Source organism: Pseudoalteromonas sp. APC 3224 (assembly GCF_030407535.1).
Lineage (GTDB): Bacteria > Pseudomonadota > Gammaproteobacteria > Enterobacterales > Alteromonadaceae > Pseudoalteromonas.
This window is the reverse complement of record NZ_JASDDF010000042.1, coordinates 1-18,962: the sequence shown is the minus strand read 5'-3', so window position 1 is coordinate 18,962 and position 18,962 is coordinate 1. Positions and strand designations below refer to the sequence as shown.

15 protein-coding genes and 1 pseudogene are annotated in these 18,962 nt (G+C 38.2%); 13 read left to right on the top strand and 3 right to left on the bottom strand.

The window, feature by feature from the left end; genetic code table 11:
* The first annotated feature begins 19 nt into the window (after positions 1-19).
* From QL989_RS19180 to QL989_RS16970, 9 genes and pseudogenes are all read left to right on the top strand, one after another.
* Positions 20-1,513 (top strand): annotated as a pseudogene (locus QL989_RS19180) (GNVR domain-containing protein).
* A 1-nt stretch (position 1,514) separates the two neighbouring features.
* The gene (locus QL989_RS17005; protein ID WP_138606327.1) at positions 1,515-2,591 is read left to right on the top strand and encodes a glycosyltransferase; all 1,077 of its coding nucleotides are present in this window, start codon (positions 1,515-1,517) and stop codon (positions 2,589-2,591) included.
* A 10-nt stretch (positions 2,592-2,601) separates the two neighbouring features.
* On the top strand, positions 2,602-4,401 hold the full coding sequence (locus QL989_RS17000; protein WP_290171343.1) for a sugar transferase: 1,800 nt from the start codon (positions 2,602-2,604) through the stop codon (positions 4,399-4,401).
* Between the two features lie 166 nt (positions 4,402-4,567).
* Positions 4,568-4,876 (top strand): STAS domain-containing protein, encoded by a 309-nt coding sequence (locus tag QL989_RS16995; RefSeq protein WP_198522103.1) that lies wholly within the window; start codon positions 4,568-4,570, stop codon positions 4,874-4,876.
* Between the two features lie 20 nt (positions 4,877-4,896).
* A complete protein-coding gene (locus QL989_RS16990; protein WP_290171342.1) occupies positions 4,897-5,751 on the top strand; it encodes an OmpA family protein in 855 nt (284 codons plus the stop codon).
* A 3-nt stretch (positions 5,752-5,754) separates the two neighbouring features.
* Positions 5,755-7,839, top strand: a complete 2,085-nt coding sequence (locus QL989_RS16985) for an SLBB domain-containing protein (RefSeq protein WP_138606335.1) — start codon at positions 5,755-5,757, stop codon at positions 7,837-7,839.
* A complete protein-coding gene (locus tag QL989_RS16980) occupies positions 7,836-8,540 on the top strand; it encodes an AAA family ATPase (RefSeq protein ID WP_178956701.1) in 705 nt (234 codons plus the stop codon). The genes QL989_RS16985 and QL989_RS16980 overlap by 4 nt, the downstream gene beginning before the upstream one ends.
* A gap of 7 nt (positions 8,541-8,547) precedes the next feature.
* The gene (locus QL989_RS16975; protein ID WP_010392921.1) at positions 8,548-10,008 is read left to right on the top strand and encodes a SpoIIE family protein phosphatase; all 1,461 of its coding nucleotides are present in this window, start codon (positions 8,548-8,550) and stop codon (positions 10,006-10,008) included.
* Between the two features lie 97 nt (positions 10,009-10,105).
* Positions 10,106-11,512: a sigma-54 dependent transcriptional regulator gene (locus QL989_RS16970; protein WP_290171341.1), complete on the top strand. Its 1,407-nt coding sequence runs from the start codon at positions 10,106-10,108 to the stop codon at positions 11,510-11,512.
* Here the strand turns inward: QL989_RS16970 and QL989_RS16965 are convergent.
* Positions 11,507-12,526: a glycosyltransferase family 4 protein gene (locus QL989_RS16965; protein WP_290171340.1), complete on the bottom strand. Its 1,020-nt coding sequence runs from the start codon at positions 12,524-12,526 to the stop codon at positions 11,507-11,509. The genes QL989_RS16970 and QL989_RS16965 overlap by 6 nt on opposite strands.
* Positions 12,527-12,547: 21 nt before the next feature.
* On the opposite strand from QL989_RS16965, the gene QL989_RS16960 reads away from it, so the two are divergent.
* Positions 12,548-12,880: an Hpt domain-containing protein gene (locus tag QL989_RS16960; RefSeq protein ID WP_010392915.1), complete on the top strand. Its 333-nt coding sequence runs from the start codon at positions 12,548-12,550 to the stop codon at positions 12,878-12,880.
* Here QL989_RS16960 and yvcK read toward each other — a convergent pair.
* Positions 12,877-13,749, bottom strand: a complete 873-nt coding sequence (yvcK, locus tag QL989_RS16955; RefSeq protein ID WP_290171339.1) for a uridine diphosphate-N-acetylglucosamine-binding protein YvcK — start codon at positions 13,747-13,749, stop codon at positions 12,877-12,879. The genes QL989_RS16960 and yvcK overlap by 4 nt on opposite strands.
* A 167-nt stretch (positions 13,750-13,916) precedes the next feature.
* Here yvcK and QL989_RS16950 point away from each other — a divergent pair, with 167 nt between their 5' ends.
* Positions 13,917-15,917, top strand: a complete 2,001-nt coding sequence (locus tag QL989_RS16950) for an ATP-binding protein (protein WP_290171338.1) — start codon at positions 13,917-13,919, stop codon at positions 15,915-15,917.
* Positions 15,918-15,977: 60 nt separating this feature from the next.
* Here the strand turns inward: QL989_RS16950 and QL989_RS16945 are convergent, their stop codons facing one another.
* Entirely contained in the window at positions 15,978-16,838 is an 861-nt protein-coding gene (locus tag QL989_RS16945; protein ID WP_290171337.1) for a YicC/YloC family endoribonuclease, read from the bottom strand.
* 180 nt (positions 16,839-17,018) lie between these two features.
* Between QL989_RS16945 and rph the strand changes: the two genes are divergently transcribed.
* The gene (gene rph / locus QL989_RS16940; RefSeq protein ID WP_008111261.1) at positions 17,019-17,732 is read left to right on the top strand and encodes a ribonuclease PH; all 714 of its coding nucleotides are present in this window, start codon (positions 17,019-17,021) and stop codon (positions 17,730-17,732) included.
* Positions 17,733-17,746: 14 nt separating this feature from the next.
* Positions 17,747-18,391 carry an orotate phosphoribosyltransferase gene (gene pyrE, locus QL989_RS16935; RefSeq protein WP_054202965.1) on the top strand — a complete coding sequence of 215 codons (645 nt, stop codon included), beginning with the start codon at positions 17,747-17,749 and terminating at the stop codon, positions 18,389-18,391.
* Positions 18,392-18,962 lie beyond the last annotated feature (571 nt).

Sequence of the window (18,962 nt, the reverse complement as noted above, 5' to 3'; positions counted from 1 at the left end):
AAATCAATGGGTAGCGAATATGTTAGTTAGAGAGCAAATAAAAAGATTACTTTATTTAGCTTTGTACGCTGTTTACACCAGGGCAAAGTTATTTGTTTTGCCGTTGTTGATTGTACCCATAGTAGTGATTGTATTAGCGGCAACGTCACAAAAACAATATACAAATCACGCTACTATCCTTATAGAAGAATCGGCGCTGCTTAATCCCTATTTAGATGATTTGTCGTTCTCGTTTGATTTATCAAATAGGATGGCAGCTTTGCGTACCTTAGTGATCAGCCGCAAAGTTCTGATTGCCGTGGCAAAAGAAACCAATTTAGTACCAAAGGATGCATCTCCCGCCAAAATAGAAAAAATACATCAAGAGCTTTCACAGGCGCTTTCCTTATCATTGGTAGGAGATGAGCTAGTTAGGGTTAACTTTATTTGGCATGACCAAACCCAAATGAAGGCGGTGCTAGAAAAAGTGGTAGAGAAATTTATAGAAAGTTTATTAGCCCCAACGAAAGCATCACTGGATACCTCGGAGCAATTTTTTTATCAGCAACTGGTAAGTTTAAGAGAAGAGTTGGAGATTTCTGAGGCTTCATTGGCAAGCTTTAAAGCAAAAAACAGTAATACTTTACCCGCTGTTTTACATAGTAATAGGCAAACCTTCGATAAGTTATTAAGTGATCAACAACAAAAGTCCATTGTGCTCTCAGGCGCTAATGCCAAGCTTGAGGCACTTACTACAAAAATGGGTCAAGCAAACCCGATTCTCGGTCGTATAGAAGAGAAAATAATTACTGCAGAATCAGAGCTCAGTTTTTAAAAAACCCGCTATACCGACAAACACAGCAAAGTGGTTTCAAAAAAGCGCGAACTACTCAGCATTAGAGCGCGGCAACAAGCGTTAATTGAAAGTGGTAAAGGCCTTGATGCCACTAATATTGATCAGCTTTGGCAAATGGCTAATACCTTACCCAGTGGAAATGACAATGAAAGTAATGTGTTGGTGTCACAAATACTCGCTCTAGAAGAAGCTAAAAATAATGTTCTGCAGCATCAGCAAGAATACGACATGTTAGAAAAACAAGTCAATTCAGTGAGCGAGCGCTTACTAGTAACCAGTGATATAGAAAAACAACTTAGAAAGCTCGAGCGTGACTACGATGTTAAACAGTCATTATATAAAGACATGTTAGGGCGTTACGAAATGGCAAAAGTGACAGGCAAGCTGGTTAAGTATGAAGGCCCTGACAAAGTTAAAACCATTGAGCGAGCTTATAGTCCTACTCAACCAATTAATACTTCACTCGTGGTGGCAATTATTATGGGTATTGTTTTAGGCATATTTACCAGTGTCACCTGTGTGTTTGTTGCGACCTTATTCGACAGTCATTTAAAAGATATTCAAACCATTGAAAAACTATCGTCACTAGACGTGGTTACCATTTTACCCATTGTTGGTCACAGCACGTTACATGCTGGGGTTAGTCCATCAATGCACTTCCTTAGTGAGGGAAATTAACATGAACGTTTTACATTTAGTTCAACACTTTAAAATAGGTGGGCTGGAAAAAATGGCCGTGACTTTGATGCAAAAAAGTCGATTTGCAAACACCAGTATTCTTGTTTCTTTGGAAGGAACTGAAAGGGATGCAATAAATGAATGGCCAGCACTGTCAGCCTTTGAGCAAAAACTTATAAGCTTAAACAAAGCCCCTAAATTTGAACTAAGTGTAATTAAAAAGCTTAGTGAAATAATTAAAAAACATAATATTACAGTGATTCATAGCCATCACATTGGCCCAATGCTTTACGCTAGCCTCACCTGCTTAGTTAATCCAAGTATTAAACACGTATCGACAATTCATGATGCGTGGTATTTAAAAAACTTTAAACAGCGAGTGATCACAAAAGTATTGAATAAGCTGACTAAAATTCATTGGGTGGCCGATGCAAACGTGGTCGCTAATGAGTTTTTCAACGAAACCGCTATTAAAGCTGATAGTACTATTCTTAACGGCATTGATTTTCAACAGTTTATAGATACAGATGACGCTACTGCACGGATTAAGCTTAACTTGCCCCATGACAAAAAGCTCATTGGATGCTCTGCTCGTTTAGAGCCAGGTAAGGGGCATTTAGATTTAATTAAATTACTGCCCGCGCTACCCAAAGAGATTGAACTCGTATTTGCAGGTAATGGCAGTTTACGTTTTTCATTAATGAGTGCTGCAGTGTCACTAGGGGTGGTAGAGCGAGTACATTTCTTAGGAAATGTGCAGCATATGGAATTATTTTATTCTGCCATTAATGTGATGTGCTTGTACTCGCAACGAGAGGGCTTACCTCTGTCTATTTTAGAGTCGATGGCATGTGGCAAAGTAATAGTGGCAACTGATGTCGGTGGCATTAGTGAAGTTGTCAGTGATAAGCAGGGTATTTTAGTAAAACCTAATGATTCTTTTGGCTTAAAACTTGCCCTATTAAAAGCATTGGAAATGAAGCACGGGCAATGCATTCGAGAGTATATTCTCTCAATTGCGGATGCAAACAAAATGAGCGAAGCCTATGACCATTTTTATAATGGTTTAGCTTCATAAGGGGATTACAATGACTTTTTTACTGATTACATTGGCGATTTTGATTGTGTTGGTGTTGTACCATCATGTTGGTTACTTATTGCTATTAAAGCTTTTTAGTAACGATGAAGTGAACATCGAATTAAACGCTACCCCGGCAACCACGCGCTTTGGTATTTTAATGTGCGCCTACAACGAGCAAGAACATATTCGTGAAAAGCTCTATAACCTTGGCTCTATGTTATACAGCACAGAGCAGTATGCTATTCATGTTTATCTTGATGGCTGTACAGACAAAACCTATGACGAGGCGATGATTGCTCAATCGCATCTTGCAAAGCAAAATGTAGTGTGTCATTTGCATTTTAATAAGGTCAATAAAGGCAAGTCGTTTGGTGTTAATGAGTTAATAAAACTAACCAGGCCAAATTACGATGTATTGCTGTTTACCGATGTCAGCGCATTACTCAGCGTTGATGTACTAAATAAAATCGATGCTGATTTTAAAGACCCTCAGGTCAATGTGATCACGGGGGTGTACATATTAGATGACTTAGCCACCAAAGAGCAGCAACAGTATTGGCAGTATCAAAATAAAGTAAAAAGTATGGAGTCATCATTAGGCGCTGTTATTGGCGTACCGGGTGCCATGTTTGCTATACGCGCTGAATATGTTCAGTTATTAGATGCGAGCACTATAAACGATGATTTTATTTTGTCGATGAAAGCACTTAATAAAGGTGGCAAAGCGCTAGTAAATAAGGAGATCAACATTGTTGAACGTGAATGCGATGAACAAAGCCATGATTACGCAAGAAGGGTAAGGTTAGGCGCTGGCAATTGGCAACAAATTAAAATGCTGTCTGAGCTATTTAATCCAAAACTAGGCTGGGTAAGCTTTAATTATATTTCGCACAAGGTATTACGTGGCATTATGCCCATTATACTGGTACTGATTTATGGATTACTAATTTCTCTGGCGGTTTTCTCTAACGTGTTTTTAGCCAAAGTAGCCTGTATTACATTAGCCGCTGTACATGGGCTGGGTGTATTAAAACAGCTTTTGAGCATAAAAGTTAAATGGCCGGTGATCGACAGTATTAACTATTTGGTTGCGGCATACTTGTGTGCTTTTTGGGGGATTATTAAATTTGAACGCGGTGATTATAGTAAGCATTGGCAGCGCGTTCACCAAACTAAGCAGTCTAATAATTTAATAATCAGAGCAGTAAAACGCAGTATTGATATTTTAGGCTCTGCTACAGGCTTAATTGTTCTGTTTCCTGTAATGCTCATGGTTGCATTGGTGATTAAGTTCAGCTCTAAAGGACCAGTGTTGTTTAAACAGTTAAGAGTAGGGCAAAGTGATGATGACTTTGTGGCACTTTTTAACGTATTAAAATTCCGTTCTATGGTGGTTGATGCTGAGGTTAAAAGTGGAGCCGTATGGGCAAGTAAAGATGATCCGCGTATTACCCCAGTAGGGCGCTTTATTCGTAAGACACGGTTAGATGAATTACCTCAGCTTTGGAACGTACTCATAGGTGATATGTCGTTGATAGGCCCTCGCCCTGAACGACCTGTTTTTTATTCAAAACTTGAAAAAGATATTCCCTATTTTTGTCAGCGTACTTATGGCATAAAGCCAGGTATATCTGGGTTAGCGCAAGTAATGAATGGCTATGATGAAACTATTGACGATGCACGTAATAAAATTGGTTGGGATTACGCCTATATGTTGAGCACTTCATCAGCTCGTAGCTGGTGTTATATGGAATTGACTATTTTCTTTAAAACATTGGTTGTTATTTTTACTGGTAAGGGCCAATAACCCGCTTCGCATAATGCAATTGTACACCCAAAAAGCAATTGCATTATGCACTTCTATTTCAAAAATTAATTAGTAAGCCATTAAAGTTTTTATATTTCAATGTCTTAAGTTTGGCATTCTTCTTGTAACTGTCTATTTGAGTTCATACTTTTAATAGGTGATTAAAATGAAAAATGTAGCCAACAAAACCGATCAAACCGTTATTACCATTCCTAATGACTTTTCAGGCTTTGCTGTCGATGAGTTAAAAGATCAGTTTGAGCTGCTCGTTGAGCAAGACTCTAATTTTGTTGTTTTAGACTTCTCTAAAACCGAATTTATCGACTCTTCGGGAATAGGTGCTATTGTTTTTCTATATAAAAGAATTGAAAAACAAAGTAATAAGCTATCTTTACTTAATGTCACCGGGCAGCCGTTTAAGTTAATGAACTTATTAAGAGTGGATAAAACCATTCCATTTATTGACGCTGTGTAGAGGTTATCAGGGAGAGTTTTATGAAGGCGAGCATAGCAATTTTCATTTTCATGTTTTTAGGCGGATGCGCTACTTGGCCAGATGAAGGGCAGGGAGGCTTGGCCGAAAAATACCAAAACTATCCATTAGATGATCAGCAGCTAGATGAAACATTTAATCAACCTGAGAGTATTGTAAGGAGCGAGTTTGAGCACTTAGAACTTAAGCTTGCATTATTAAAGTCGCAGGATATTAATGCCTGTATGCCGGCACAGTTATTAAAAGCCCAAATTTATGAGAATCGTATTCGTCGTTTAATCGCAGCTCAAATGTGGGAAGACGCGGAACATGACTTATTAATTCATTATCATGGCCTTAATCAATTAGCTAACCATTTTGATACTGTTAGAAAGTTGACTAATTGCGCTGCATCGATTGATGAACAACCCGCATTAGTTAATGTAAAAAAGCAAATAGCGGAGTTATTAAATAGCGATAACCAATTTGCATTTAATGCCTTTGAAATAACCCCTAAATATGCCGTACGAGTTGCTCAAGCAGCCGATTTAATCAAACAACTAGAAAGTATTAGTATTTTACTTATCGGGCATACTGACTCTGTAGGCAGTAAAAATAGTAATTACGAGCTGGCTTTAAAACGCGCAGATACTGTTAAGCATTGGTTGAGTGTTTATGGTGTGCCTACCTATAACATTACCACTTTAACCCAAGGCAGTTTAAAACCATTTAGTGAGTCGGAACAAAGTGAGCAAAAACGTCATTCAGATCGTCGAGTTGAGGCTATTATTTTAGATGCTAACGTGCAAAGTGAAGATAGCAAACAAGTAAAGTCACTAATGAATTGGACTAAAATTATTGAAAAGAGAAAGGAGTAATGTATGAGATTTATTTTTGCTGTCTTCGTTTTTTTCTTTTTAGTATCAAGCTCTGCGTTTGCTGAAAAAGCCGATGAGCCTATAGTGCAAGCAGGTAACAAGCTGTTTTTATATGTCCCAGGGGAAGTTGAATTTGAAACAACTTTTGAGGTCGATAAAAAAGGTCAAATTAACATACCTGAGGTGGGGCAATTTCAGGTCGGTAATAAAACGGTTACGCAAATAGAGGCAGAACTTAAACCTATTCTTGCAGAGTTGTTTGTTGCTATAAATGACTTTTATGTAGAGCTTAGAAGCAGAGACATATTTATTAATGTTTTAGGGTATGTGATCACGCCCTCACAGGTGAGTATTCCTGATGATGGCAATATTCAGATGGTGATAGCTAAGGCTAATGGTTTAAGACCTGGCGCACAGCTCGATCGTTTACAAATAAGACGCAAAGATGAAGTAATTGAATTTAATTACAAAGCATATTTAGACTCAGGCGACATAAATTTATTACCAAAGCTTAAAAGTGAAGATACTGTGTTTGTGCCTGTTTCTCCGCTCCTTGGTAACGTGCAAATTGATTTTGATGCACAAACACTTAGTGCGACAGGGGATGCAAGCGACAACAGTGCCATTACTATGCTTGGCGAAGTGCATAACCCTGGTAGTTTTTCGTTTAAAGAAAATATGACTCTTCTAGATGCGCTGATGCGTGCGGAAGGGGTTACTCGCTATGCGGATGTAACTAAAATTAGAGTGATCGTTGATAAAGCTCCTGTTATTTTTGATTTAAAAGCATATTTAGATAAACCTACCGATAGCAACATGCCGCTACTAAAAGCAGGGTCAACCATATATGTGCCGATTATGGTGGATGATGTAAATACTACATCACGCACGGTTTATATTATGGGTGAGGTACAAAAGCCGGGGGCCTATGAGGCTGCTGACAGTACTAACTTTTTAGATATTTTAGCAAATGCAGGGGGCCCAACTCGCTTTGCAGAAACACGCCAAATAAAAATATTAACCCCTGCGGGAGAGAGCATACTTTTTGATTTACAGGGTTATAGTGAGGGATTAACCACCGCTAAAGTGCCCGATTTAAACCCCGGTGATGTAATATTTGTTCCTGAAAAAACAGATGTTAATGAAAAAAGTTGGTTAAAAATTCCGACAAAACGAGCGATTAAGATTATAGGTGCTATTCAATCTCCTGGTCGTTATGAGTGGAGTGACGAAATGGACTTTACTGATCTGTTAGCGCATGCTGGTGGCCCTACTAAAGGGGCTAACGTGAACGATATTAAAATTTTGCGAAATGGCGATGTCACCCAACGATTTGATCTAGAAAAATACACCATTACCAACGGTGAAATTGCGCTGCCGAGTTTAATTGCTGGCGATACTATTATTGTTGAGGAGTTACCAGTAGACCCTGGAGACAATAAATCGCAATGGATACGTCAAGAGTCTAGCAAGTCTATTTATATCATGGGGCAAGTAGGTTCCCCTGGGCGCTATGCGTTCAATGACAATATGCATTTTATTGATATTTTGGCAGCAGCAGATGGTCCTAATGGTAGTGCGGATATTCGTAATATTAGAGTTACGCACCGTAATGGTAATCGCGCTCGAGTGAGCAAACTTGATTTAGCGATGTATTTTGAAACTGGTGATGAAACGTTATTTCCTCATGTGTCACCCGGTGACACAATATTTATTCCAGAAAAAGACAAAGATTGGTTACGTACCCCTAAAGAGCGAGTTGTTCGTATTATGGGAGCAGTGCAAAAGCCGGGTCGATATAACTTTGATGATACGATGTCTATTTTAGATGTGCTTGCTGAAGCTGGAGGGCCGTCAAGTTCAGCTCTCATTGACAAAATAGTGGTTGTTAACCATTCATGCTGTAAAGAACAATCTCGTGTGTTTAATCTTGAGGAATTTATAAAGTCTCCAAACTCGGCCAATATTCCGGTGCTTAGAGCTGGAGATACGCTATATGTCCCTGATAAAGGTCAAGACCTAATTAGTCAATTTAAAGATAACTTCCTCGACTTTATAACCATAATTGCTTTGGTGATAAGCTTATGAACTTGATACCTGGGCAGTATCATGAACTAGAAACCATCTGTAACACCTTGATTGATGATGAAGCACGGTGCGTGACGTTTATTTCTTTGTACGGTGGCGAAGGTTCATCCACAGCCTGTATTAGTGTTGCTCAACGTTTAAAAAGTCAAAATAAGTCAGTACTCGTTATCGACCTTAACCCTATTAGTTCGTTTCGTTTAGACAAACAGCTGCCAACATTGACTAAGTTGTGGCGTTTTGATGATATTTCCTGTCAGCTCAGTGTTATGCCTTATCAAGGTATTGAAGTACTTACAATTCACAATTTAGAGTCAATTGATTCAGCAAAAAACAAACATGTTTTAAATGAAGCGGTACTGCGTTTAAAGCAAGAATATGATTATGTGTTGCTGGATATGTCGCCAGCATTAAAGTTAAATCGTAATAATGTACCATTGCATTCTTTAAGCTTATGTAGCGAGCTGACCTTGGTTACTATTGCGCTAGGTATTAATAATGAAGAGTCGTTATGTCAAGGCGTGGCAGAACTTAAGCAAGCGGGTCATAGCAATATAAAGTTACTGGTAAGTCAACATAGCTTTGCTCCTTTAGGGGAGCGCATGCTACTGCTCTTCCAACGACACTCTCCAAAATGGCCAAGGTTGTGCGCTTTTTTAACCAGCAAAATAAATAAACAAAAGTGGTTGTTTAAACATTACTGAGACTTTTATGGATATATTATTTGAGCGGCGTTTTGAATTATTATGGCCGACCTTAACTGAAATACGCCAAGTACTTAAGCATGTACTGGGCGCTTTATCGGTGACCAGAGATGAAGCGGATGCAGCAGGCTTAGTCGCAACCGAATACCTAACTAACTTAATTCGCCATAATGAGGGCGATGAGCAGCTTATAATGTTGCGTATTAACCAAATAAATCATGATACTTACCAATTAACTTTTATAGATGAACTTAAGCCTTATAATTTATTTAAACAAAACAACTCATCATGGACATTAGCATCGGATGAGTTGGTAGAAGGAGGGATGGGGGTCGAGCTTATTCGCCATTACTTTGCTGATGCTACCTATGACACGCGAGCAGGTAAAAACTATTTTTCTTTTCCTTTAACTAACATTGATAAGCGACCGAGTATTATTTATGTCGACGATGACATCACTCAGTTGGCATTAATGAGCGCCTACCTAAAAGATAAATTTAATGTCATCACCTGCGAAAACATAGAGGCTGGTTGGCAAGCTATTTTAACCTCTGATGCTAGTATATTGTTACTTGATCATAAACTTAAACAAGGAACGTGTGAGCCATTACTGGAAAAGCTTAATAAATCGAATTTAAAATCTCAGTTATCGGTGGTGATGTTAACTGGCGATGATAGCGAAGAAGTGATCAGTAAAATTAATCGATTAGGGGTTGATGATTACTTAATAAAACCAGTTAAAAAAAATAAGTTATTACAAAGCATAGAGCGAGTAACTCATCGATTTGCATACTTGTCCTATCAAAGTACATTCGGATTAACACCCTCTAAAGTGCTTTTAGGGCATGGTAAAACAGCGCATATTTTTGGCTCTATTAGTGTGGGGAATGGCGGTGACTTTTTTATGCCAATTAATGATGAAGGTACTGCTTTTATACTCGGTGATATGATGGGCCATGGCTTACAAGCGCTCAAAGAAAGCTTTGCTATAAAAGGTTTTATAAGTGGCTTTTTAGCGACCGGGTTAGCGTATCAAGAAATGCTCGTTGCGCTGAATAATGCGCTTTATAAACAGCAATTATGTAAATCAAGCTTAGTCACTTTAATGATTTGTTTTTTAGAAAATAATAAGTTGTATTGGCTCAATGCTGGCCATCCCGCACCGGTTATTATCAGTAAAAATGGTGAGCTATCTCAGCTAAATGGTACCGGACCATTGCTTGGGCTGTCTAATGATCATCAATATACTTTATATGAAGCCAAGCTCGATAATGTTGAACACATTATACTTTACACTGATGGTTGGACGGATAACCGCTTTACCGATAAAGACGAAATGACTGAATTAAAAAAAATCATCCCTATGCAAAGCTCTTCAGCAGAGGATTTTGCACACTCGTTATGGAAAAATTCACAGGTTGCGCTTTCTAAAGAAGTGGATGATGCCTCATTAATAATCATCAATTGAATTTGATTTAATTAACTATGTATAGTTAACTTAATATCCATAAGTTAATATTTTTTCTCTAAATAATTCTTAGCGAGTCGCTAAAAGGAATGGGATTATGCCACCAACAATACTGATTGTAGAAGACACCCAGTCGCTTGCTATGATGTATCAGTCTTATCTTTTACCGACAGGTGTAAACACACTGGTGGCAAATGATGGGGCAACCGCTCTTGATATTATTAATAAAATAAAACCCGACCTGATAGTGCTTGATGTGATGTTACCCGACATGAACGGGCTAGATATTCTAGCTCAGCTAGAATCTGATAACTTTCCGCAAGTTGTTGTATTAACTGGGCATGCTACCAAAGAAATGGCGATTCAAGCGATTAAGTTAGGCGCTAGTGATTTTTTAGAAAAGCCTGTAGAGGCAGAACGTTTTCGTATAACTATTAACAACACTCTCAAAATAAAAGATTTAAAACAAACGGTCACCAAGTATAAAAATATTTATGAAAATGGCCGTTACTTTGACTTGATTGGTAGCTCCAAGCAAATGCAATCGGTGTATCAAGTTATTAGCTCTGCTGCAGCGAGTAAAGCCACAGTCTTTATTACCGGTGAAAGTGGTACTGGCAAAGAGCTTTGTGCACGGGCAGTTCATCAAGCATCTAATCGTGCCGATAAGCCCTTTGTAGCGCTTAATTGTGCTGCTATCCCCAAAGATTTGATTGAAAGTGAAATATTTGGCCATTTAAAAGGTGCCTTCACTGGAGCAATTGCAAACCGATTGGGTGCCGCAGGGCAGGCGGATGGGGGGACACTGTTTTTAGATGAGCTATGTGAAATGGATATTAATTTACAAAGTAAATTACTTCGTTTTATTCAAACAGGTACTTATCAACAAGTCGGTAGCGAAAAACAAGTTAAGGTTGATGTGAGGTTTGTTTGTGCGACCAACAGAAACCCGCTTGCTGAGGTTGAGGCCGGTCGATTTAGAGAAGATTTATATTACAGGCTGCACGTTATTCCTATTGAGCTGCCACCACTTAGAGAGCGCGGCAGAGATATTATTGAAATAGCACAAGCGTTGTTTATTAAAATAGCCAAGGAAGAGCAGCACCCTTACAAAGGGATAACCGACGATGTGAAGCACTTTTTAGCACAATACGATTGGCCTGGTAACGTTAGGCAGCTAGAAAATGTGATCCGTAATATTTTAGTGCTTAACCCACAAGAGTGGATTGATGTATCTATGCTACCAGCATTGCCACAAAGCCCGCAAAAAGAGTCAGGCAATGAGGGGCAGGTTAAAGAGCAACATACATCGTTAGCAGTTCAAGAATTTGAAGAGTTACCGCAGGTTGAAAGTGAAGTTAAGGCTTTGTGGGTTGCCGAAAAAGAATATATAGAACGGGTTATAAAAATATGTGCAACTAATATTCCTAAAGCTGCCGCTCTTTTAGATGTAAGTCCTTCAACCCTATACCGAAAAATTAAAGGGTGGGAAGAAAATTTATAATAATGTTTTTGCTGTATAAGCACTTTGCAGCAAGTTAAATTGTTTTCTACCTGAAAAACGCTCCTTAAGCATAGTGTATGCTGAGTGTGCCATTTCGCTTTTTTGCGTTGTAGATAAGGCAAGTAATGCTTCTATCGATTGTTGGCATTCTAGTGCGCTTGCTGATTTCATTAAAAAGCCATTAACCCCATTGTTTATAATGCTAGGAATAGCACCCACAGGGCTGCTAATAACAATTTTATAATGCGCCATACTCTCTAGAAGCGTCATAGGCAGGCCTTCTTCTCTTGAGCAAATAAGTAGGGCATCTAAATGTTGCCAAATATCGTCTCGGGGTGTTAAACCATGGTAATTAAGGTTGTTTAGCTGTGGAATACGGTCACGCATTGGGCCATCCCCAAAAAGGTGAAACTGCACCTGTTTATTAGTCTGCATACTTTCAGCTAACTCATAAAATATATCAGGGCCTTTTTCATAAGATAAGCGCCCAACAAACCCGATTCTAAGTAACGGTTGTGCAAAATCAGTGCTGGGAGGTTCGGTTATTGCGATGAAGTTTTCCAGTAATTGGGCGTTTTTTATTGTTTTACTAATTTTTTCAGATACCGCAAAGTTGGTTGATAATCGACTAAGCCATAAATCTAGTCTGTTATAAAGCCACATCTTTCCTTTGCCAGTTTCCCCCGCGTGATAGGTACTAACACAATGATTATTCGTGATCTTACAAACTAAACGCCCTAAAATACCGGCTTTGTATCCATGGGTGTGAATAACTGTATTGCGATCGTAACTGTGAAACCGCTTGATTAAACTAATGAGTGTACCTTGCAGAAAATTATACTGTATGCTTTGCTTATCAAGTAACTCGTAAAACTCATTATTCCCATGATTTTTATAAAATAAAATTGAACAACTAACCTGATTTTTGTGAAGCAGCTTGTATAACTCTATAATATGAGTTTCAATACCACCAATCATTGAAGAGTCTACAAACAATATAATCTGATTATTCACAATGAGCTCCAAAAGAAAATTATGATAGATACATCTGTAATAGAACAACTAAAGTATGATGTTGGTGATAGTATGGCCATTGAACTGATAAACGTTTTTGTTGATGAGTCTAAAAAGTTAGTGGCGCAAATGCTTTCCTCAACCGATGCCGCAGAAATTGAACTGTGCGCTCATAGCTTAAAAAGTAGCGGTTATAGTTTTGGTGCAACAAGATTAGCGCAAACGTGCCAGCTTATTGAGCAGCAAGTTAAGGTTAATGGCTTAGACACCGAGGTTGTAACCCTCTTAAAGTTAGCTGATGCACAAAGTAAAAAAACCTTCGAACATATGAGAGAACTTACCCAAAATCATTAAGCGTGTTTTTCAGTATTAAAAGAGCTTTTTAATAACTCTGAAAATACATTTTTTAGTTCATTAATATTATGTAAATGCTTGCCTGTTTCCTCACACTTCTCTCCCTGTTGTAAAATTTCAATAATGGCAGAAGGAGAAATACTTAAATCGTATACTTTAGTGCCGAGCTTCTTTTGTAACCAGTCAATGCCGGCAATTTTTGTATGTTGCATCACGCTGCTTTCTTGCGCTGTGTTTTCAATAAATACTCTACACGCAGAGGTTTTATTTATTGCTTCAGTGATTTCTGTAATTAAAAAAGCAGGCATTACGCTAGTAATAATACTCCCTGGGCCAATGATTATTAAATCGGCATCTAAAATAGCCTCAATAGTACCTGTTGCTGGCGGTACTGCTTTTGATAAGTAAACGGTGCTTGGTAGCTCGTTTAAGGCATCAATCGCGCATTCACCAAATATTTTCTCACCATTGTTTAGCTCAGCTACTAAATCTGTGGGTAAATCAGACATAGGCAACACAGTCTCTTTGTTACCAAGCAAATGGTTAAAAGCAGCAATAGCTTCAGTGGGAGACTGTGTTTGCTGGATTAACCCCAGCAGTGTTAAATTTCCTAAGCAATGACCCGCCATATCACCATGAGTAAACCTATGTTCATACATGGCCTGGGCTTGGGTACCTTCACCGGCAAGTTGAACACAGCAGCGCCTTATATCACCTAAAGCGATACAATTTTGCTCCTCTCTAATGCGTCCAGTGCTACCACCATTATCAGTAGTCGCTACAATCGCTGTTAGGTGGCTACATAAGGGTTTTATCGCACTTAATACTTGCGCTAATCCGTGACCCCCACCAATACACACTATCTTCATAGCTATGCCTTAATGTATTTATTTATATTAATAAAGCAGAAATCATTCCATCGTGCCAAAAAAATAACTCAATGATTTATATTAAATTTTGTTCTATATTTATTAGTCATAACATCGATTTTGGTATTTTTTGCAAAACGCGATGCATTTTAGCTGAGGGAATGGGTATGCAACGTAATGAATTAATGACTCTTACGGAACTACAGAAGCAGTTAGCGTTATTGCACCAGTGTGATGATGAAATTGATATTTTAGCCACTATGTCAGCTTTACTACAGCCATTGCTTCAATACCAAGACTGCATAGTTTTAAAGAAAACACATCATCATTTTTTAACTATCGGCACAACTAATATCGATTTTTATGAGAAAACATGGCCACCATGTGCTGCATTTATTCAGGCTCTAAAAAAAGGTTACTCATATAGTTGCAATCCCTTGCCAGAACAATTATTTGCTTTATCAGAAGAGGTGAATAACCAGAATAAAAAGACAGCGTTGTTAATCGGGATTGATACGGGTAAAGAGCAGTGCTTATTTATTTTCACCCATGTGATCAATAATATTAACCATAATATTTTGGCTTCACACTCAATAATTTTGTTTCTTCAGCAAGTATTTCACGCTTTTCTTCAATTAAATAAGTTACATGCGCAAACTCATCAATCTGTTTTACTACTTGATAAGTTTTCTCAGCTTTCTACTTTATTTAAAGAATTAGCCAGTGAGTGGTTTTGGCGAACCGAGCCAGATATGACCTTTACCAGCGTTAATAATTTAGAAAGAGAAGATAATACCTATGCGCAAATATTTATTAATAAAACCATTGAGTCTTTGCGTACTAAAAATGAGCAAAAAAACACGCTGAAATGGCAAGCTTTTGCTGTGCTAGTCGCTGAGCATGAGGATTTTAATGGTTTTGAATTTGAGGTTAAGGCCCCGATACCTTTGTGGGTATCGCTCAATGGTAAGTCGCAATTTGACGAAAACGGAAATTTCATTGGCTATTTAGGTATTGCCAAAGATATCACAGTCTCAAAAGAGCGAGAGACTGCACTTGAAAATGAAAAGCTTAAAGCTGAGGAAGCCAGTAAAACAAAAACAAAATTTTTAACCATCATGTCGCATGAAATAAGAACCCCCATGAATGCGATTATGGGGATGATAGAGTTATTAATAGATACCGATTTAACTCAAGAGCAACGCCAATGGCTGAATTATGCAAACTCTAGTGCTGATATTCTTTATGGATTAATTACCGACGTATTAGATTTTTCAAAAATTGAATCAGGGACTGTATTAATCGCCAATAAACCGCTAAATGTAAAGCTGCTTATTGAGAATATTGTTGGGCAATTGCATATTATTGAAGACAGTGAAGATATTATTTTTTCAGTTTCGATTAATGACGATATCCCTACCTATATTATGGGTGATGAATTTAGGCTGGGGCAGATACTATTTAATCTCATTGGCAACGCATTCAAGTTTACTCACTCAGGACATATTGCATTATATGTAAATATTGTAGATGACAAACTAAAATTTACTATCGAAGATTCAGGAGTAGGTATTGCAAAGAAAGATCTAAGCTTTATATTTCAGCCGTTTCGACAAGTTAACGAAGGTATAAATAGAAAAAATGAAGGAGTAGGATTAGGCCTCAGTATTTCAAAAAACCTAATCGAACTTATGGACGGCTCTATTAGTGTTGAAACTCAGCTAGGGCTAGGTAGTACGTTTACTATTTTACTGCCATTTAAAGAAGCGATTATTGATGAAATTAAACCCGATCTTTCATCAAAACAGCCTGTATTATCAGTTCTGGTTGCTGAAGATAATAAAACCAATCAAGTGCTTATTAAGGCGTTTTTACAAAAGCTAAATCACAAAGTCACGATTGCAAATGATGGAGTGGAAGCAATTGAGTTTATGAAACTCAAACATTTTGATTTAATTTTAATGGACATCATGATGCCGACCATGGATGGACTAAGCGCCACGCAGCATATTCGTCATGAGCTGTTAAGTGATATTCCTATTTTTGCACTAACCGCAAATGCTTCAACCGATGACAAGGCATCGTGCTTCAAGGTCGGTATTAATAAAGTACTTACCAAGCCTATTAAGTTTGAAACCTTAAAAACCTCTCTAAGCACACTTTTATAAACAGGAATAAAAAAGGCCATAATTACAAATAATCATGGCCTTTCTTAACGTTATAGTTTGTTATTCAATATTCTGAATTTGCTCACGCATTTGCTCTATCAATACTTTTAGCTCAACTGCAGCATTGGTGATGTCGCTGTTGATTGATTTAGAAGCTAGGGTATTTGCTTCACGGTTAAACTCTTGCATCATAAAATCTAAACGACGACCACAAGCGCCACCTTTACTCAAAATTTTGCGTGTTTCTTTAACGTGCGACTTTAAACGATCAAGCTCTTCTGCTACATCCTGCTTTTGTGCAAGGTAAATCAGCTCTTGTTCAAGGCGTGACTCATCAATATTTGTTGTTAAATCTTCAAGTTTTTGTACTAACTTTTCACGTTGCCATTTAGTAATTTCTGGCATGTGTGCTTCAACGATATTAACTTGTTCTAAAATGGCGGTTAATCGTGTAGCTATCATTTCTTCAAGGTTTGCACCTTCATCACCACGTGCAGATTTAAAGTCTTCAATTACTTGGTCAAGGCCAGTAATGAGTGCCGTATTTACACTATCCATATCAATTTCTTGCGCTTCCATAACGCCAGGCCAACGTAAAATATCAACAGGATTAATATCACCATTGCTTTGTTGTTGTACCCACTTAGCACTATTAATTAGCTGCTCAGCAAGAGATTGATTAATTGATAATTCACCAACATGTGCAGGGTTTGCTACAAATTTTAAGAAAACTTCGACCTTACCACGCTGTAAGTGCTTACGCAGACGCTCGCGTATAACGGGCTCCATGCCACGAAATTGCTCTGGTGCACGAATAAAGGTTTCAAGATAACGTTGGTTCACTGAGCGAACTTCCCACGTGCCAGTGCCCCATTCGCCTTTTATTTCGCGACGCGCATAAGCTGTCATACTGTGGATCATGGATGTTTTCCTACATTTTTAAATACAATATTACGATTATTATACCGTAACACTGCCCAAGCTCTAAAGAAAATTTAACACTGCTGAGTGTTTTTTAAACACACTTTAATATAAATCAACATGGCATCTGTATTCACATCAACATATAATGTGGCAAATTCAGAATTAAGGGGATCGTCAATGCGTCCAAGCGAAAGAACACCTAATCAAATTAGACCGGTTACGTTTACACGTAATTATACTTTGCATGCTGAAGGTTCAGTATTAGTAGAGTTTGGCAACACTAAGGTACTTTGTACTGCGACAGTTGAGGCTGGCGTACCACGCTTTATGAAAGGCCAAGGTAAAGGTTGGGTAAACGCAGAATATGGCATGTTACCGCGCGCAACACATACACGTAATAGTCGTGAAGCAACGCGAGGTAAACAAGGCGGTCGTACAATGGAAATACAGCGTCTGATTGCTCGCTCTTTACGTGCAGCAATAGATCTAAAAGCACTCGGTGAAAACACAATTACTATTGATTGTGATGTAATTCAAGCTGATGGTGGTACACGTACAGCGTCTATCAGCGGTGCATGCGTTGCGCTAGTTGATGCACTAACGTATATGCGTGCAAAAGGGATGATTAACTCAAACCCACTTAAACATATGATCGCTGCTATTTCTGTTGGTATATATAAAGGCCAAGCGATTAGCGATTTAGAATACCTAGAAGATTCTGACGCTGAAACTGACATGAATGTAATTTTAACTGAAACCGGTAAAATTATTGAGGTACAAGGAACCGCTGAGGGTGAACCTTTCTCGTTTGACGAACTTGATGAGCTACTTACACTCGCTAAGCATTCAATTCGTGAAATTATTGATGTACAAAAGCAAGCACTAGCATAAATAGGTAACTGGCAATGAAAGAATATCAAAAAGAGTTTATTGAGTTTGCTTTAGAAAAGCAGGTATTAAAGTTTGGCGAGTTTACTTTAAAGTCTGGCCGTACTAGCCCTTACTTCTTTAATGCGGGTTTGTTTAATACAGGTCGTGACTTAGCGCGCTTAGGTCGCTTTTATGCAGCGGCACTTGAAGATGCAGCAATTGAATATGATGTACTATTTGGTCCTGCTTATAAAGGTATTCCAATTGCAACAACAACCGCAGTTGCGTTAGCTGATCATTATAATAAAGATGTACCTTATTGTTTTAACCGTAAAGAGAAAAAAGCACACGGTGAAGGTGGTAGCTTAGTTGGATCTGAGCTTAAAGGTAAGATCATGTTAGTTGATGATGTGATCACCGCCGGTACAGCTATTCGCGAGTCAATGGAAATTATTGCGGATAATGGCGCAGATTTAAGTGGTGTTTTAATTGCACTTGATCGTCAAGAAAAAGGTAAAGCAGAGCTTTCTGCTATACAAGAAGTAGAACGTGACTTTAATACTCAAGTTACTTCAATCGTTAAATTGGCTGATTTAATTAGTTACCTAGAGCTCCAAGGAACTATGGATGAGCATTTAGCCGCGGTAAAAGCTTACCGGGATCAATACGGTGTAGCATAAATAGTAGCCTCGCAAATGCGGGGCTTTATTTTGCCTAAAATAGAGCAACAGTAACTCCTACTTATATTAAGGCTTTGCTAATACACATAAACAAAAGCCACCTTCAGGTAGGCACTATTAATAGCCGTGATTTTATTAATACTGTGGTATCACTCTTACCTACTTCAATTCACCGTAGTAACATTAACAGTATGCTAGCTGCAGCGTATTATTTTGCGAGCTTTGTCATATATAGGATCGATTCGCGTAGATTATTGCTAGTGATCATTATGATCATCTTAGTTGCAAGTGTTTTAATAGAGCTTATTCAAGTAGATATAACGGTTAAAAGCTTAAGTTACGTGTTTATTGTTAATAAATTGATAGTTATGTTGTGTTTTTAGCACCTATCGTTCAAATATCCAACGAACAGTCATTTATTTCAAGTTTTCTGTAAAAAAGGGTTGATCTGTTTTCGGATCTCCCTATAATGCGACCCCACTGAGACGGCAGAACGCAACGCATAGCGAGGCACGAGCTACTCAGTGAGTCGAGTAAAACTTAGTTCTGAAAACTTTTAAGTTTAACAAAA